Genomic DNA, 17,027 nt, shown 5'->3' with positions numbered 1-17,027 from the left:
TCTCCCGTTCTTTCGCCACAACGCGTGCAAAGCCATGCCCAGAATACTAACCATTGAAGACGACGCCGTTACCGAGCGAACCGTCGTGCCCACGCTCGCCTCGACCGGCTTCACCGTCGACGTCGCCCGCTCGGGCCGCGAAGGCATCGCGATGGTGATGGCGGGCGACTATGACGTCGTCGCGCTCGAGCGGCGCCTGCCCGACCTCGACGGGCTCACGATCGTCACCACCATGCGCGGCGTGGGCATCGAAACACCCGTGATCGTGATGAGTTCGACCACCGGTGTGGAGGAACGCATCCAGGGCCTGCGGGCCGGCTGCGACGACTACCTCACACGGCCGTTTTCGATCGACGAGATGTCCGCCCGTGTCGAAGCACTCGTGCGCCGGCGCACGCGCCCCGCGACGACGGAAACCGTACTGCGCGTGGGTCCGCTCGAACTCGATCTCGTCAAGCGCCGGCTCAGCTGCCGCGACAAGGTGCTGCGTCTGCGTCCCACCGAGCTGCGCGTGCTCGAGTTCATGATGCGCCATGCGGGCCAGGTGCTCACGCGCACCATGATCTTCGAAGGCGTGTGGGGCGGCCGCTTCGACCCCGGCACCAATCTCGTGGACGTGCACGTGGGACGCCTGCGCAACCGCGTGGACACACCGGGCCAACCCTCGCTTATCCGCACGATACGCGGCTCGGGTTATCTGCTCGGTTGACGCGATCCTCAACTTTGCCGCCGCTCTCTTTGCCGAGTTTCATTTCGCACTCCTTTTGGCTTCACGAGACCGGCGCGCAGCTAAATCTTTTTTCATTTGCCTGGCTCCCGCGTGTTAGGACGCGCCCGACACAATACCGGCGTCGGCTGCACCCACGCGTGGCGCGCAGCTTGGCGCCGATGTTTTGAACGGAGCCCCATCTGATGCTGAAAATCGTCCGGCTAGCCCTGAACCGTCCGTATACGTTCATCGTGCTGGCCCTCCTGATCCTGATCGCGGGCCCGCTTGCGGCGTTACGCACGCCTACCGATATCTTTCCCGACATCCGCATCCCCGTGATCAGCGTCGTGTGGAACTACGCGGGGCTGCAGCCCGACGACATGGCGGGCCGCATCGTCAGCTATTACGAGCGCACGCTCGGCACCACCGTCAACGACGTGGCGCATATCGAGTCGCAGTCGTTTCGCGGCTACGGCGTGGTGAAGATCTTCTTCCAGCCGACTGTCGATATCCGCACGGCCACCGCGCAGGTGACCTCGGTTTCGCAAACGGTGCTCAAGCAGATGCCGCCGGGCACCACGCCACCGCAAATTCTCAACTACAACGCGTCCACGGTACCGGTGCTGCAACTCGCGCTCACGAGCAATACGCTCGACGAGCAGAAGCTCGCGGACTACGCGACCAACTTCATCCGTCCGCAACTGCTTTCCGTGGCGGGCGTCGCCATTCCCACGCCTTACGGCGGCAAGGTGCGCGAGGTGCAGATCGACCTCGACCCGCAAGCACTGCAGGCAAAGAAGCTGTCGGCGCAGGATGTGGCGACCGCGCTCGCGCAGCAGAACCAGATCATTCCCGCCGGTACGCAAAAGATCGGCCGCTACGAATACAACGTACGCCTGAACAACAGCCCGCTGACGATCGATCAGCTCAACGCGCTGCCGATCAAGACCGTGGATGGCACGGTGATCTATATGCGCGACGTGGCCCACGTGCGCGACGGCTATCCGCCGCAAAGCAACATCGTGCGCGTGGACGGCCATCGCGCCGTGCTCATGAGCATCATGAAGAACGGCTCGGCTTCGACGCTCGACATCATCGCCGGCGTGAAGGCCAAGCTGCCGCTCATCGAGCAGTCGTTGCCGCCTGGGCTCAAGCTCGTGGCACTCTCCGACCAGTCGGTGTTCGTCAAAGGCGCGGTAAGCGGCGTGGCGCGCGAAGGCCTGATTGCGGCCGCGCTGACCTCGGCGATGATCCTGCTCTTTCTCGGCAGCTGGCGCTCAACGCTCATCATCGCCGCCTCGATTCCGCTCGCCGTGCTCGCCGCAATCGCAGGGCTCGCCGCGTGCGGCGAAACGCTCAACGTGATGACGCTAGGCGGCCTCGCGCTCGCGGTCGGCATACTCGTCGATGACGCCACGGTCACGATCGAAAACATCAACTGGCACCTCGAGCAGGGCAAGGACGTGCGCAGCGCGATCCTCGACGGCGCGGCGCAGATCGTCATGCCGGCGCTCGTCTCGCTGCTTTGCATCTGCATCGTCTTCGTGCCGATGCTGCTGCTCGACGGCATTGCGCGCTTCCTCTTCGTGCCGATGGCCGAAGCCGTGATCTTTGCGATGATCGCCTCGTTCGTGCTCTCGCGCACCTTCGTGCCGATGATGGCGCGCTACCTGCTCAAGCCGCACGCTTCGCATGGTCACGCTTCGGGCGAACTGGCCGCCGTGATGGCGCCGCATGGTGCGCACGACCACGCACCGCCCACGCGCAATCCGCTCGTGCTGTTTCAACGCGCGTTCGAGCGACGTTTCGAACGCGTGCGCGCGGGCTATCACGTCGTGCTCGGACTCGCGCTCACGAACCGGCGGCGCTTTGTCGTGGGCTTTCTCGCTATCGTGGCGCTTTCGTTCGCGCTCACGCCGTTCCTCGGCCGAAACTTCTTCCCCGATATCGATTCCGGCGAGATCGCATTGCACGTGCGCGCACCCATCGGCACGCGCGTGGAGGAAACCGCCGACCTGTTCGACCATATCGAAGACACCGTTCGCGAAGCCATTCCGCCTGACCAGCTCACGAGCGTGATCGACAATATCGGACTGCCAAACAGTGGCATCAACCTGACTTACAACAACAGCGGTACGATCGGGCCGCAGGATGGCGACATTCTCATCTCGCTCGCCAAGTCGCACGCACCCACCGCGCAATACGTGCGCGAACTGCGTACGGAATTGCCGCGCCGCTTTCCGGGCACGACGTTCTCCTTCCTGCCTGCGGATATCGTGAGCCAGATCCTCAACTTCGGTTCGCCCGCGCCGATCGATGTGCAGGTGAGCGGACCGAACCAGGCCGCGAACAAGGTCTACGCGAATGAACTGCTGCACAGGATCGCGAGGATCCCCGGCATTGCCGACCCGCGCATCCAGCAGGCGTCGACTTATCCGCAACTCACGGTTGACGTCGACCGCTCGCGCGCCGACGAACTCGGCATTACCGAGCAGGACGTGACCAATTCCGTGGTGGCGAGCCTGTCGGGTACGAGCCAGGTGTCGCCCACCTACTGGCTCAATCCGAAGAATGGCGTGTCCTACCCGATCGTCGCGCAGACGCCGCAGTACCGCATGACCACGCTCTCCGACTTGCAGAACCTGCCGGTGACGGGCAAGAGCGGCGGTTCGCAGATTCTCGGCGGCATTGCCACAATCACGCGCGGCGTGAGCGACGCGGTCGTCTCGCACTACAACATCGAACCGCTCTACGACATCTATGCGACCACGCAGGGCCTCGATCTCGGCGCCGTCTCCTCGCAGATCGACACCGTGATTCACGCGACCGCGAAGGACTTGCCGAAGGGCTCGACGGTCACCATGCGCGGCCAGGTGCAGACCATGAACAGCGCGTTTACGGGTCTTCTGCTCGGTCTCGCCGGTGCGGTGGGGCTCATCTATCTGCTGATCGTCGTGAACTTCCACTCGTGGAGCGATGCGTTCGTGATCGTGAGCGCCCTGCCCGCTGCACTTGCGGGCATCGTCTGGATGCTGTTCACCACGCACACGCCGCTCTCCGTGCCGGCGCTCACAGGCGCGATTCTCTGTATGGGCGTGGCGACCGCGAACAGCATTCTCGTGGTGTCGTTCGCACGCGAGCGTCTCGCCGTCACCGGCGACGCCATGCGCGCCGCGCTCGAAGCGGGCTTCACGCGCTTTCGCCCCGTGCTCATGACCGCACTCGCCATGATCATCGGCATGGCGCCGATGGCGTTCGGCATGGGCGATGGCGGCGAGCAGAACGCGCCGCTCGGCCGCGCCGTGATCGGCGGCCTGCTGTGCGCAACCTGCGCGACGCTGCTGTTCGTGCCGGTGGTGTTCAGCCTCGTGCACAAGGGCCAAAGCGGTGAAGGCAGCCGCAACGACGATAGCAAGCATGACGAATCATCCACGGATCAACCTGCCCTCGAATCGGGAGAAGCCCATGTCTACTGAAATCGACATCGCCTCGCCGCAGCCGCTGCGTCACCTGAAATCCACTGCCGCCATCGCGTTGATGGTGGCGGCCGGTATCGTGTCCGGCGGCATCTTCAGCCGTGTACACGCGCATCAGGAACTCGCCACGTGGACTGACGCGCAAGCCATTCCCACCGTCGCCACCGTGCAGCCGCAAGCGAGCCCGGCATCGCAGCCGCTCGTGCTGCCGGGGCGCCTTGCCGCCTACATCAACGCGCCCATCTATGCGCGCGTGTCCGGCTATCTGCACGCGTGGTACGCCGATATCGGCACGCACGTGAAGGCGGGCCAACTGCTCGGCGTCATCGACACGCCCGACCTCGACCAGCAGCTACAGCAGGCGCGCGCCGATCTGCAGAACTCCGTCGCCAACGAGAAGCTCGCCGCCACCACGGCGAAGCGCTGGACCGAGATGCTCAAGCAGGACTCGGTCTCGCAGCAGGAGGCCGACGAGAAAACCTCCGACCTGATCGCCAAGCAAGCCACCGTGGAGGCGAACGAGGCCAACGTTCGGCGGCTCGAAGCACTCGAATCGTTCAAGCGCATCACGGCCCCGTTCGATGGCATCGTCACCGCGCGCAAGACCGACGTGGGCGCGCTGATCGACGCCGGCAGCGGCAGCGGCCCCGATCTCTTCACCGTCTCCGATGCGAGCCAGTTGCGCGTCTACGTGAGCGTGCCGCAAAGCGACGCCGCCTCGATCAAGCCGGGCATGCACGCCACGCTTACCGTGCCCGAGCGCCCCGGCGTGAAGTTCGACGCAAAGCTCGTGGACACCGATCAGTCGATCTCTCCCGCTTCGGGCACGATGCTCGTGCAGCTCGCCGTGGACAACAAGCAAGGCCAGCTCTTTCCCGGCGAGTACACCGAAGTCCACCTCGCAATGCCGGGCGACGCGCACGCGCTCTTCGTGCCCGCGAGCGCACTGATCTTCCGCGCGCACGGCATGCAAGTCGCCGTCGCGGACGCGCATCAGCACGTGCAGTTGCGCGATGTGACCATCGGCACCGATCTCGGCACGCGCGTGGAGATCACGTCCGGCCTGCATGCGGGCGAGCGCGTGATCGACAATCCACCGGATTCGCTCGCGAGCGGCGACCTCGTGCGCCTCGCGTCCACCAACGCGCCGGGCGCGCAATCGACGCAAACCGCAGCCATGCACGACCCGGAGCGTGCGCATGGCTAAGCAGTCCGTGCCTGCGCACACGTTGCGCGCCGTTGCGCTTGCAGCGGCCCTGCTGCTCTCGGCGTGCTCATTCGCGCCCACGTATCACGCACCCGCCACCGCCATCCCCACGCACTTCAAGGAAGCGGGCGACTGGCAGACGGCACGCCCAGCGGACCAGCTTCCGCGCGACGGGTGGTGGCGCGCGTTCGACGACCCCGTATTGAATCAGCTCGAGCCGCAGGTTGCGAAAGCGAATCCCAATGTCGCCGCAGCGCTCGCGCGTCACGACGAAGCCGATGCGCTCGTCGCGCAGGCGCGCTCCGCACTGCTGCCGACCGTCGGTGCAGAGGCGAACGTCTCGCGCGAGCGCCAGTCGGCGCTGCGCCCGCTGCGCGGCTCGGATCAGCCCAACGTGTACAACTCGAACACGCTGGACGTCGGTATCGGCTACGACCTTGACCTGTGGGGCAAGGTGCGCAACGAGGTGAAGGCAGGCGAAGCGTCGAGCGTTGCCAGCGAGGCCGATATCGCTTCGCTGCAACTGAGCCTGCAGGCGAAGCTCGCCACGACGTGGTTCGACCTGCTCGGACTCGACCAGCAGTCGAAGCTGCTCGACGACACCATCGCCGCTTACCGCCACGCGCTGGAGCTGACCGAGAGCCGCCATCGCGGCGGCATCGCTTCGTCGCTCGACGTCTCGCGCGCGAAAACGCAGCTCGCCTCGGCGCAGGCCGCAGCCGATGACGTGAGCGCGCGCCGTGCGCTCTACGAGCACGCCATCGCCACGCTCATCGGCGTGCCGGCCTCGCAGTTCAACGTCGCCACGGATACGATCCGACCACATTTGCCGAATCTGCCTGCGGGACTGCCATCGGCGCTCCTGCAGCGGCGGCCCGATATCGCTGCGGCGGAGCGGCGCGTCGCCGCCTCCAACGCCCAGATCGGCGTGGCGAAGGCCGCGTTCTTCCCCGATCTTTCGCTCGGCCTCGACGGTGGCTTCCAGAGCGACACCTTCTCGCCGTGGATCGTCGCGCCCAACGAGATGTGGTCAATCGGCCCCACGCTCATGATGACGATCTTCGACGGCGGCCGCCGCGCGGCGGTCGTGCGCGGCGCGCAGGCGAAGCTCGCCGAAAACGGCGCGCAGTACAAGGCCACGGTGCTGAGTGCGTTCCAGCAGGTCGAGGACAACCTCGCGCTGCTACACCATCTCGGTGACGAAGCACAGCGCGAAGACGAGGCGCTCGCCGCCGCGCAAAGCACCCTCACGCTTTCGATGTCGCGCTACCGCGACGGCGTGGTGAGCTACCTCGACGTCGTGACGGCGCAAACGACCGAACTCTCCACGCAGATTGCGTCGCTGGAACTGGACACGCGGCGCCTCGATGCCACTGTGGGCCTCATACAGGCGATAGGCGGCGGCTGGAGCACGCAGGACCTGCACGTGGACAAGCAGGCTTCCTGAACGCATCTGAAGCGGCGCTAGCCGCATTGATCGCCACCCGAACCCCGCCTCTGCGCGGGGTTTTATTTTCACCGAATCCTCTCGCGCCGATAAACATTTCTTCATGGTGCTGCATCGGGTTCGATAGGGTGACCTAACTATTCTACTCACACCGGGATGCGATTTATCGCATTCGCTAACCGGCTAACCGATCTCACCCCTGGAGGAATAGTCACATGAAGGCTCTCATGATCATCGCTGCAATCACCGGTGTCGTCGCCACCACGTCCGCTTTCGCACAGACTTCGGCACCAGCGGCCGGCGCGCAAGCCAGCCAGCCCGCGGCAGCGACCCAGGTCGCGGCGAACGACACGGCCCCCACCGTTGCTCCCGGCGGATGGGTACCCCCTTATGGGCAACCGGTCCATGAAAAGACCCGCGCCGAGGTGTACCACGAGCTCGTTCAGGCGGAGCAGGACGGTCAGCTTGCGTACCTGAACTCCACGCTCTACGCGCACTAAGCACGACAGGCGGGGCTTTTCAGGCACAGGTGAACGGCACGCGCTCAGCGTGCCGTTTGCTTTTCGATGTTAACAAACTCACGCGTCCGGACGCGGATAGGTAACCGGTTCCCACAAACGGTTACCTCAGCGCGCGAGTCAGTCGAACGTCGGCAAGGTCAGTTGATAGCCGTAGCGGCTGATGGTGTCGATGCGCACTTCGATGCCCTCGCGCGCGAGCTTGCGGCGCAGTCGCGAAACGACGAGGTTGACGGTCGAAGCGTCGATGTCGTCCTTCTCGGGCCACGCGTAGCGGATCATCTGGTCGCGTGGCACGGGCACGTTGGTTTGACGCAGCAGGCACTCGACGAGCAGGTATTCGCGTCGCGTGAGTTCCGCGCGGCGCGCACCCTCCACGATCTCGCGCGTACCCGCATCGAGCTGCGGCGCGTTCTGGAGGGGCTGGGCGCCGCTTGCGGGCTGCGCCGGCTGTATGCCCTGCACGCCGCCCCCGCTCGCCCCTGTGGTGCGCATTAGCGCGTGCATGCGCTCGTGCATTTCGATGAACGAGAACGGGTAGCGAAAGCACGCATCGGCGCCCGCGCGCAGCACCTTCGAGCGCTCGCTCGCGCTCGCTTCGATGCCGAGCACGGCGATGATTGTCGCGCCCCCCGTGCCCCTGGAGAGCCCGGGAAGGATGCCGTGCAGCGCAGGCAGCAGCGCGCTGTCGAGCGCCATGACGATCACCGCATCGAATGGCTCCTCTCCGGCGACGAAAAGGCCGTCGCGCAGGTCTTCCGCGCGCTGCAGGCTGTGCGCGCTTTCGTGCAGGGCCTTCTGGAGCCAGGCGCCTTCGGCGTGATTCGGGGAGATGAGGAGTATGCGCATGACGGCGAGTGCCCGACGGCTGGACAGGAAGCGTCAGGCGAGCGAGCGCGGCCAGCATTCCACGCTCATGCGTGTACCCGGGCGGCCAGGCTTTTCGCCTGCCAGTTCGCGCGCGTCGTCGATGCGCAGCGTGAAATCGTGGACGCGCATCACGGCGGCCACGACGCAAAGCCCCAGGCCCGAGCCGGCGATATGACGCACCGCCTCGCCGCGATAGAAGCGCTGCAGGACCGCCGCGCGCTCGCCAGGCGCAATGCCGGGACCGTTGTCGGCTACTTCGAGCAAGGGGCCGAGCGGCGTCGAGCGCAGCGTCACGCTCACCACGCCGCCTTGCGGCGCGAACTTGATGGCGTTGTCGATGAGATTGTTGAACGCCTCGAACAGCAGCGCGCGGTCGCCGTGAATCTCGGCGACGGGCTCGGCCGTGATGCGCCATTCGAGTTCGCGGCTCTCGGCGAGCGGCTCGTAGAGGTCGGCGAGTTCCTGCACCAGTTCGTGCAGGTCGACGGTCGCAAAGCCCCCACGCCTTTGCAGCGTGCCGATCTCGGAGATGCGCAACATCGCGCGGAAGCGTTCGAGCAGTTGGCCCGTTTCGGTGCGAGCCTGATCGAGCAGCACCGCACCGGCGGCGTCGCCGCGCATGCTGTCGCGCTCGGCCACACGCGCGAGCAGCGTGTGCAGATGCACGAGCGGCGTACGCAGGTCGTGTGCAATGCCGTCGCAAGCGCCCTTCACTTCGCCCATCAGCCGCTCCACTTCGTCGAGCATGTGGTTCACGAGATGGGCGAGCATATCGAGTTCGTCGTCTCCGCCCACGGGCAGGCGCCGATCGAGGTCGCCTCGCGCGATGCATTCGGTCACCCGGCGGATTTCGCGTACGCGCCGGATCTGGCGCATGCCGAGCACGAGGCCGCCTGCCGCGGCCGCAAGCAACGCGAGCACGGCGCCCGCAGCGAGCGTGCGCACCATGATCTTGCGAATGCGCAGCACGCTCGTCATGTCGCGCGCGACGACGAGGCGCAACCCGCTCGGCCGCACCTCGCCCATTGCGCGGACGACGGGCGAAACGTCGCGGTCGAGCAGCTTCACCGTATGGGCGTGCGTGCTGCCTTCGCGCGTATAGGTCAGGTGCGGCGGAGGCGCGAGCAGGTCGCCCGCGATGTAGCGACCGTCACTCGTAAAGAGTCCGCAATAATTGACGTGCATGCGCTCGTGTTCGAGCCGCTGATGAATCGCCTCGGGCAACTGCGCATCGGGAATCGAATCGAAATAGATGAGCTGCCAGCCCATGATCGAATCGGCGTCGCGTTCGATCGTCGTGCTCGCGGTCCACGCAATGAAGCCGACAAGCAGCGTGAGAAAGACGCCGAACAGCGCGGTGTAGGCGCACAGCCAGCGGAATGTCGTGGTGGGCCAGCGCCGGCGCAACGGCGCGGACGTGGCGGAAGAAGAACGACTCGACAAAGCGGTTTATCCGAGAATGTAGCCGGAGCCGCGCACGGTCTGAATGAGCGGCGGCACGCCCGGCGGATCGATTTTCTTGCGCAGGCGGCCCATATGCACGTCGATCAGGTTGGTGCCTGGATCGAAGTGATAGCCCCATACCGCTTCGAACAGCATGGTGCGGGTGATGGTCTTGCCTGCATGGCGCATCATGAATTCGAGCACGCGATACTCGGTGGGCAGCAGCACGACCTCTTCGCCGTCGCGGCGCACCTTGCGCGAAATGAGGTCGAGTTCGAGCGGCCCCACGCGCAGCGCGGTCTCGCGAGCGACGCTCGCGGCCTGGCGGCGGCGCAGCAGCACCTCCAGGCGCGCGGTGAGTTCTTCGGGGTCGAAAGGCTTGGTGAGATAGTCGTCGCCGCCTGCCCGCAGGCCGCGCACGCGTTCGTCTACGTCGCCGAGCGCGCTCAGCATCAGCACCGGCGTTTGAATGCCGACCGTGCGCATGGCCGTGAGGATCGAGAGACCGTCCACGCCCGGCAGCATCCGGTCGAGCGTAATGGCGTCGTATTCGTCGCTCATCGCGCGCGCCATGCCGTCGCGGCCGTTATCGACCCATTCGACCGCAAAGCCGCGCTGCGTCAGCTCGCTGACGATCTCGTTGGCTGTGACGGCATCGTCCTCCACCGTCAAAACGCGCACCTGACTCATCTTTCTCGCACTCCGTCGTGCCGGCGGCACGACTATTCAAGAGCCTCGAGTTTACCGTTGCGTCCGCGCCGCGCCGCGATTCCTTTCATGAAATTAAATTTAAGGTTGCAACAGCAATACAGTCGCGCGCGGTGCCTGGGTGCTTACGTATCGATTACGCCGATGATTGCCTCTCGCGCGTGCAGATCGAGTTGATAGCCGTAGCGGTTCACCGTCTCCACGTTCGCATGCGCGCCGTGCGACGCGAGTTTGCGCCGCAGACGCGACACGACGAGGTTCACGCTCGACGGCTCGACGTCGGCTTTGTCGGGCCACGCATAGCGGATCAACTGCTCGCGCGCGACGGGCGCGCCCGCATGGCGCAGCAGGCATTCGACGAGCAGATACTCGCGCGTGGTGAGCGGCACGCGCCGGACGCCTTCCACGAGGTCGCGCGTGGACGGGTCGAGGCGCACGAGCGGCGCGCTCGCGTGAACGAGCGCGCCACGGCGCAGCGCGAGCATGCGCTCCTGAATTTCGATAATGGACCAGGGCTGCACGAAGCACGCATCGGCACCCGCGCGCAGAAGGCGCGCGCAGTCCGCGGGTGTCGCGCGCGCGAGCGCGACGACGATCGCCGGCGCGTCGGGCAAGCGCGTGAAAGCCGCAAGCGCACTGGCGATGCCATCGTGCGCCTCAGGCGCGGCAGCGCAGAGGAACACCGTATCGAATGGCTCCTGCGACGCGAGATAGACGGCGTACTCGACGTTATCGGCAACCTCGACGCTATTCAGGCTCTCGCTCAACGCCTTGTAAAGGTAACCTCGCTCGGCAGCCGATGACGAGCACAGCAGGAGTCTCATCGGTCACGGACCCGTTTGGCCGTGGCGCGCTTGATGCGTCCAGCAGTCGATCGTGACGATCGTCCCCGGCTTCGCCTCGCCAATGGCAAGGCGAAAATCGTGCAGCCGCACGATCGCCGAAACGATGCCGAGCCCGAGGCCCGTGCCAGGGAGGTGGCGGGTGCGCTCGCTGCGATAGAAGCGCCCCAGCACCGCGTCGCGCTCTCCGGGCGCGATGCCGGGTCCGTTGTCGGTGATGTCGAGCTGCGGTCCGCGCGAGTCCGCGCGCAACTCGACCTGCACCGCGCCGCCGCGCGGCGCGAATTTGATGGCGTTGTCGAGCAGATTGCTCAACGCTTCGAAGAGCAGCGCGCGGTCGGCGTGAATGGGTTCGACCGGCGCGACGCTGACGTACATGTCGATGGCTTTTTCCTCGGCAAGCGGGGCGTAGAGTTCGCATAGCTCGTGCACGAGATCGGACAGGGCCACACTCGCAAAGCCGCGGCGCCGATCAATGGCGCCGATCTCCGAAATTCGTAGCAGTGCAGAGAAACGGTCGAGCACGGCATCGGCCTCCCCTCGCGCGCCGACCAGCACGTCGGCGAGCACCGCCTCGCCGCGCTGCTCCATCGCTTCGGCGGCGTGTGAGAGGCGCAGGCGCAAGCGCGTGAGCGGTGTGCGCAGATCGTGGGCGATGCCGTCGCAAGCGCTCTTCACCTCGCCCATCAGGCGCTCGACTTCGTCGAGCATGCGGTTCACGAGATGCGCGAGCATGTCGAGTTCGTCGCGCCCGGCGACCGGCAGCCGCATTGCGAGGTCGCCGTTCGCGATGCGTCGCGTGGCGCGCTTGATCTGGGCCACGCGCCGGATCTGCCGCATGCTCAGCACGAGTCCGGCGCACAGGCTGCCGGTGAGACACAAGAGGCCGCCGCCGATCAGTGCCTTCATCAGTTCGTCATGAACGTGGCGCACGTCGGAGAGCGTGCGCGCGACGACGAGGCGCGCGCCATCGGGGCGAATCTCGCCCATGGCGCGCAGGGACGATCGCACGGAACCGGGATCGAGCACGAACGTCTGGCCGCGCGTGTGCTCGTGCGACTGGCCGTAGTGTCCCAGCGCCAGACCCGTGGGGATCACGCGGATATCGCCGGCGAGCCAGCGTCCGTCCGGGGCGAACAGACCGTAGAAGTTGTCGCGCCGGTCGGGACGTCTGAGGCGCGCGTCGATGGCGCCGGCAAGGCTCCCGTCGCTGCGCGAATCGAAGTAGCGCAGTTGCCAGCGCAGGCCGCTGTCGGTTTCGCGCATCATGGCGCGCGTCACGGAATATTCGATCACGCCGAGCAGCGCCATGAACGCGAGCGAGAAAATCGCGGCGTAAGCGGTGAACCAGCGGAACGTGGTCGTCTGCCAGTGGTCGCGGCCAATGTCCCGCACGTCCGGCAGCGCCGGCGACGACGCCGGAACGAACAAGCCACGCCCGAGCGCGACCCAGGCGGGCAGGTTCACCGCGCGCCTCGCATGCGGGGCCCCGAGTCGTGCAAGGCCGGCACGCGTGCGGCCGTGCTCCGTGCGTGCGTTGCTTTCTCGCTGACTGGCATGGCTACCCCCGATGGCAATGAATGGTCGGCTCGACGACTCACTGGCGAACCCACGAACGCGGATGCGCTCGTGCCTGGCCATCTTAGTGGCGCGCTCTCGACACAACGGCATCACGGCAATGAAGAGCGCGTCATCTTCTTACTGGCGCGTGACGCGCACCTGTCATTTTGTCAATTCGTGCGTACGCGAGGTCTCTCGTCACGCGCGAGTGGGGTAGATGAACCTTCTGTCATTCGGCTGAGCCCGATCCTGCATCGGCATCTCCTTATCCTCGAATCCGCTTTTTCGCGCGTTCGCGCTTTGTCATTTCGTTGCGGGTTCATCAAAAGGAGGATTCATCATGAGGTCATGGCTGAAGTTCGTATGGGTGCCGTTTGTGGGAGCGTTGAGCGTAAGTGCGGTCGCCGCGCCGCATCTGACTCAGCAGGAATGCCACAGCTACCCGTTCGTCAAACCGGCCCACGAGGTCACGCATGCGGACCTGATACGGGAACTCAAGGAACTCGAGGCGGTAGGCTACGAACCGAACGAGGACAACGAGAACTATCCCGCCGATATCGAAGCCGCGCAGCAGCGTCTCGCGGACGTGTACCGCAGCGATTGCCTGCCGCAGCACACCGCGGCCGCGGTGACCTTTCCCGCGAATTCAGACTGAGATCGGGGTACTCGGCGGCCCGTAGGTCACCGGTGGTCTTTGTGCAGTGCACCTTGCCCGGTTTCCTCCGGGCTTTCCGGGATCGCTTTGGGTCGCCGCTCATGTGGACCTTTGGCTGATCCCATATTTGGTGACCTGAGGTGGGTAACCGGAAATGGGAAGAACGGTTGGCTCACGCGTGCGTTCTCCAGGTTGCTAGTTCCTGCGAGCTGGATTGAGTGGGCGTCCAGGGCGGGCAGGACGCTTCGTGGCCGCGTTCCGCAGGGTTCTGTAGCAGTTGAGCCGATCCCATAGGCAGTTACCTTTGAGCGAAGAACAGCACCATAGGCGGAGACCATCCAAGTGTTTTTTCTAACAAATCAATGAGATGCTTACCGCTCTAAATGTTGATTCTCAAGAAGAGGGGGCTTAGGTAATGCTCTATGGTGCCCGCAGAGCATTGATAGACCGGCTAGGTAACCAGGAATGGGGTTACGGAGGTTGGTGACCACTCACATGCATTAAGGTCCCCGGTTTTGGGAGACGTCTTTCTCATCGAACGCGTGTTTCAGTGTTTACCTTTTACGCTTTAACAACTTTAGTAAACCTTTAGGCGCCTCAAACCCTTACCAGGCAAGGCTTTGCGGCCGATTTGGTGGCGCGTTATGGGATTTGCGGTCCCGGGTATGGGAATTCGGGGTTGTGGATATGGGACTTCGGTAGCCGGGCATGGGGTTTACGGGTTGTGGATATGGGGGGAAGGTCGCCCACTATGGGAAAAGGAGCGGTTTTGCCTTCAGGTCGCCGTTTATGGGAGTCATGGAAGGTCGCCGCTTATGGGGCGGGCGCCGTTCCTGAAGGCGTTTTAGAGGCCTGCTCGTCTGGATTCAGGTAACCGTCTTTGGGAATCGGCTTGGGTAACCAGATATGGTGGCTTCGCGGGAGAGGAATTCCTGCGTCATCGAGCGACGAATCGGCTCCCCCGCATGAATCCTTGCATGTGGAGACGCCAGCTCGACCAAGGTAACAGCCTATGGGATCCGGTATGGGTCACCAGCTATGGGGGCAACTGCTGATTCGCGGATCTCCGGAGCCGTATTTTGCCTCTGTGTGGGTAGCCATCTATGGGAGCCAGCTCAGGTCACCATTTATGGGCGTCAGGAACGTGGCTTCGCTTGGCCCACCTGCTCCGAGCTACAGCCCGACTAGCGGCGTGAAAAATCCCATGGATGGCTACCTGTCGAAGCTCAATTCACTGAGTGAGTACTCACATCCTGCCTAAAGGTCACGAGCTATGGGACGCGTTTCCGGGTTCGGCGATACAAAGGTCACCAGTTATGGGTTCATGCGCGGGATCTGCTCTGAGCGCTGCGGAGCGCTTCGCGGTGGCCGTCGAGGCAGAGAATCAGCGGCTGTCAATGCTCGTCGCCCTTTGGTGTCGTGCCACGTCACGATTGCGTTCGCGGCCTTGAGTCACCTGGTCGGTTGGTATACAGTTACCAACCGACCAGGTTCCCTTTCATCGTGGGTCATATGGCAAGAAAAAAGGCCGAAGCCGGCGACGCCGACAAACAAGGTGCACTCGTATTCCAGCAAGGCCAGCCGCCTGATCTGTTCCGCAAGGCCGTTCCGGCGATTCATATCGCACCGAAGTCCGGATCGATCAGCCTGCAGCAGCGCAAGATGTTCAGCTCGCTGATCAAGAACGCCATTCGCCAGGATTCCCTCGACCGCGGCCGCTCGTCGTTCGAGATCACGATCTCCGCCCTCTCCCAGGACGTCGATCTGAACAGCAACAACACCGAGTACGTCAAAGAAACGATCAACTCGCTCATCAGCACGGTCGTCAACTGGGACTACCTCACGCAGGACAAGCGCAGCATCTGGAAGGCGTCCGGTTTGCTTGCCGGTGCCGAGCTCGAGCGATCGGTCTTGCGCTACACCTTCTCCGAGCAGATTCGCGGCGAACTGCTCAATCCTGAAATCTACGCGATGATCGACATGCGCATCACGCGTCAGTTCAGGAAGGCGCATTCGCTCGCGCTTTGGGAGAACGTCGTTCGCTACGAGGCTGTGGGTGTGACGGCGCGCTTCCCGCTCGCGACGCTGCGTGACCTGATCCTTGGGCAGGATACTTCGGCGCAATCGTACAAGCTCTACAAGCAGTTCAAGAGCCGTGTGCTGGTGCCCTGCATCAAGGAAGTCAACGAGATTTCGGATCACAATTTCGAGCTCATCGAGCACAAGGTGGGACGCTCGGTCGTCGCCCTGCAGTTCCGTGTGACCCGCAAGCCGGAGACTGATCCGTCCCAGGAACTGCGCGCAAACGAAACGCTGCTGATCGGCGAGATGTCGAAGTTCAGCATTCCGGTTTCCGAGGCGCGGCGCCTGCTCAAGCAGTACGGTGAGGACAAGATTCGCACGGCGGTCGCTTATACCGCGGCGCGGGTGGCGCAGAAAAACGCAGCGCCGCTCGCTAACGTTGCGGCGTATTTCCGCAAGGCGCTGACTGAGGGCTACGAGTTGCCAGGTGCGAATGCCGCCTCGCCTGCCGCCGACGCCGGCCGCGCGCGCGAAAGTCAGGATCAGGTGAAGGACCGCTATATCGCCGCGAAGATCAATGAGGCGCGCGCCTACTTCAATGAACTTGAATACGACGACCAGACTGCGCTGATCAAGCGCTACAACGAGACGGTCGGCATGGACAAGCTCAAGGTGTCGACGGCGAAAGTGCCAAGCAAGATGGCATCAACGAACTTCTTCCGTTGGGTGGTGCTGGACACCTGGGGCCAGCCGACTGCTGCCGACCTGCTCGAATTCCTGTTGAGCGGACAACAGGCACCGGCTGGGGGCGAAGGCTTGCAGGCTGCCGAAATCGATCTTGCGTTGAAAACGCGGGACGAGTGAAGGCGATGAAGGTAACGAGACGGCGGCTTCGGCCGCCGTTTTTTTGGGGGCGTTTTGCTGTGTGTGAACGCGGGCTGCGTGCAAGGAAATTTGGCTAAATATAATTATCTAGAAATCGTAGCCAAATATATATTTTGAGACTCCTGCGTGTTAAGGAGACTCGCTTTCTTTGAAGCGCCAGGCTTTGACTGGTTGAGTGCCTCGGAGTGGTGTTCACGCTTCGTCTCGGGGCGCTGTGGATGCTGATGCCATTCCGTTAGTTCGTGCTGCTCGCGTTGATCTCCACGTGGAGAGTCGCCGCTTCAAATGATCAAACGCGTGCGGGTTCAGCGCCATGCTCTTAGTGGACAGTACCCGCTTGCTGTCACATCCCATCTTGGATACCACCTGCTCGCGCAGGAGCATTCCTCGCGAATGCCGGTTGATGAATCTCCACGTGGAGATTCGATAGTCACACGCACAGGTCGGATCGTTCCTAGTTCACCCCGATCACACTCACAGCACAGGGCAGATCGAGCTCAAGCCGACGAATCTCCACGTGGAGATTTGTGCGATGCTCCTCATCTCCTTCCGCCAGGAAACTCCACTCCAGCACTTTCGCCCAACTCAAATCTTCTACCCATCGTCACGCGCGCATTACACGGCGGTGCAAAGATGTTGTGACTCATCGACCCGCTAGCAGACCGACTCATCACCTTCGATAGCA

At 63.9% G+C, this 17,027-nt stretch carries 12 protein-coding genes; 7 read left to right on the top strand and 5 right to left on the bottom strand.

Annotated elements, in window-relative coordinates:
* Positions 1-34 precede the first annotated feature (34 nt).
* The 5 genes from E1N52_RS37150 to E1N52_RS37130 all read left to right on the top strand — a co-directional run bounded on the left by E1N52_RS37150 (position 35) and on the right by E1N52_RS37130 (position 7,339).
* Entirely contained in the window at positions 35-709 is a 675-nt protein-coding gene (locus E1N52_RS37150; protein ID WP_133189322.1) for a response regulator transcription factor, read from the top strand.
* A gap of 203 nt (positions 710-912) precedes the next feature.
* A complete protein-coding gene (locus E1N52_RS37145) occupies positions 913-4,185 on the top strand; it encodes an efflux RND transporter permease subunit (RefSeq protein WP_133189321.1) in 3,273 nt (1,090 codons plus the stop codon).
* Positions 4,175-5,392, top strand: a complete 1,218-nt coding sequence (locus E1N52_RS37140; protein WP_133189319.1) for an efflux RND transporter periplasmic adaptor subunit — start codon at positions 4,175-4,177, stop codon at positions 5,390-5,392. The genes E1N52_RS37145 and E1N52_RS37140 overlap by 11 nt, the downstream gene beginning before the upstream one ends.
* Positions 5,385-6,839, top strand: a complete 1,455-nt coding sequence (locus E1N52_RS37135; protein WP_133189317.1) for an efflux transporter outer membrane subunit — start codon at positions 5,385-5,387, stop codon at positions 6,837-6,839. Before E1N52_RS37140 ends, E1N52_RS37135 begins: the two co-directional genes overlap by 8 nt.
* 215 nt (positions 6,840-7,054) lie before the next feature.
* Positions 7,055-7,339 (top strand): DUF4148 domain-containing protein, encoded by a 285-nt coding sequence (locus E1N52_RS37130; protein WP_133189315.1) that lies wholly within the window; start codon positions 7,055-7,057, stop codon positions 7,337-7,339.
* Positions 7,340-7,477: 138 nt separating this feature from the next.
* Here the strand turns inward: E1N52_RS37130 and E1N52_RS37125 are convergent, their stop codons facing one another.
* The 5 genes from E1N52_RS37125 to E1N52_RS37105 all read right to left on the bottom strand — a co-directional run bounded on the left by E1N52_RS37125 (position 7,478) and on the right by E1N52_RS37105 (position 12,624).
* Complete coding sequence (locus E1N52_RS37125) at positions 7,478-8,206, bottom strand: response regulator transcription factor (protein ID WP_133189313.1); 729 nt, start codon at positions 8,204-8,206, stop codon at positions 7,478-7,480.
* Positions 8,207-8,239: 33 nt separating this feature from the next.
* Positions 8,240-9,670 (bottom strand): sensor histidine kinase, encoded by a 1,431-nt coding sequence (locus E1N52_RS37120; RefSeq protein ID WP_246089387.1) that lies wholly within the window; start codon positions 9,668-9,670, stop codon positions 8,240-8,242.
* A 6-nt stretch (positions 9,671-9,676) separates the two neighbouring features.
* Positions 9,677-10,351 (bottom strand): response regulator transcription factor, encoded by a 675-nt coding sequence (locus E1N52_RS37115; RefSeq protein WP_028208339.1) that lies wholly within the window; start codon positions 10,349-10,351, stop codon positions 9,677-9,679.
* Positions 10,352-10,503: 152 nt separating this feature from the next.
* Complete coding sequence (locus E1N52_RS37110; protein ID WP_133189311.1) at positions 10,504-11,202, bottom strand: response regulator transcription factor; 699 nt, start codon at positions 11,200-11,202, stop codon at positions 10,504-10,506.
* Between the two features lie 3 nt (positions 11,203-11,205).
* Positions 11,206-12,624 carry a sensor histidine kinase gene (locus tag E1N52_RS37105; protein ID WP_246089391.1) on the bottom strand — a complete coding sequence of 473 codons (1,419 nt, stop codon included), beginning with the start codon at positions 12,622-12,624 and terminating at the stop codon, positions 11,206-11,208.
* Between the two features lie 496 nt (positions 12,625-13,120).
* Here E1N52_RS37105 and E1N52_RS37100 point away from each other — a divergent pair, with 496 nt between their 5' ends.
* Positions 13,121-13,435 carry a DUF4148 domain-containing protein gene (locus tag E1N52_RS37100; RefSeq protein WP_133189309.1) on the top strand — a complete coding sequence of 105 codons (315 nt, stop codon included), beginning with the start codon at positions 13,121-13,123 and terminating at the stop codon, positions 13,433-13,435.
* A gap of 1,512 nt (positions 13,436-14,947) precedes the next feature.
* On the top strand, positions 14,948-16,321 hold the full coding sequence (locus tag E1N52_RS37095; RefSeq protein ID WP_133189307.1) for a replication initiation protein: 1,374 nt from the start codon (positions 14,948-14,950) through the stop codon (positions 16,319-16,321).
* Positions 16,322-17,027 lie beyond the last annotated feature (706 nt).

The sequence above is a fragment of the Paraburkholderia guartelaensis genome, assembly GCF_004353905.1.
GTDB lineage: Bacteria > Pseudomonadota > Gammaproteobacteria > Burkholderiales > Burkholderiaceae > Paraburkholderia > Paraburkholderia guartelaensis.
This window is presented reverse-complemented; position numbering and strand designations above follow the sequence as displayed.

What these genes read in the sequence shown, in the direction of transcription:
- E1N52_RS37150 (WP_133189322.1), top strand. Translation starts at nt 35, where the DNA reads ATGCCCAGAATACTAACCATTGAAGACGACGCCGTTACCGAGCGAACC.
- E1N52_RS37110 (WP_133189311.1), bottom strand. Translation starts at nt 11,202, where the DNA reads ATGAGACTCCTGCTGTGCTCGTCATCGGCTGCCGAGCGAGGTTACCTT.
- E1N52_RS37095 (WP_133189307.1), top strand. Translation starts at nt 14,948, where the DNA reads ATGGCAAGAAAAAAGGCCGAAGCCGGCGACGCCGACAAACAAGGTGCA.
- E1N52_RS37125 (WP_133189313.1), bottom strand. Translation starts at nt 8,206, where the DNA reads ATGCGCATACTCCTCATCTCCCCGAATCACGCCGAAGGCGCCTGGCTC.
- E1N52_RS37140 (WP_133189319.1), top strand. Translation starts at nt 4,175, where the DNA reads ATGTCTACTGAAATCGACATCGCCTCGCCGCAGCCGCTGCGTCACCTG.
- E1N52_RS37135 (WP_133189317.1), top strand. Translation starts at nt 5,385, where the DNA reads ATGGCTAAGCAGTCCGTGCCTGCGCACACGTTGCGCGCCGTTGCGCTT.
- E1N52_RS37145 (WP_133189321.1), top strand. Translation starts at nt 913, where the DNA reads ATGCTGAAAATCGTCCGGCTAGCCCTGAACCGTCCGTATACGTTCATC.
- E1N52_RS37100 (WP_133189309.1), top strand. Translation starts at nt 13,121, where the DNA reads ATGAGGTCATGGCTGAAGTTCGTATGGGTGCCGTTTGTGGGAGCGTTG.
- E1N52_RS37130 (WP_133189315.1), top strand. Translation starts at nt 7,055, where the DNA reads ATGAAGGCTCTCATGATCATCGCTGCAATCACCGGTGTCGTCGCCACC.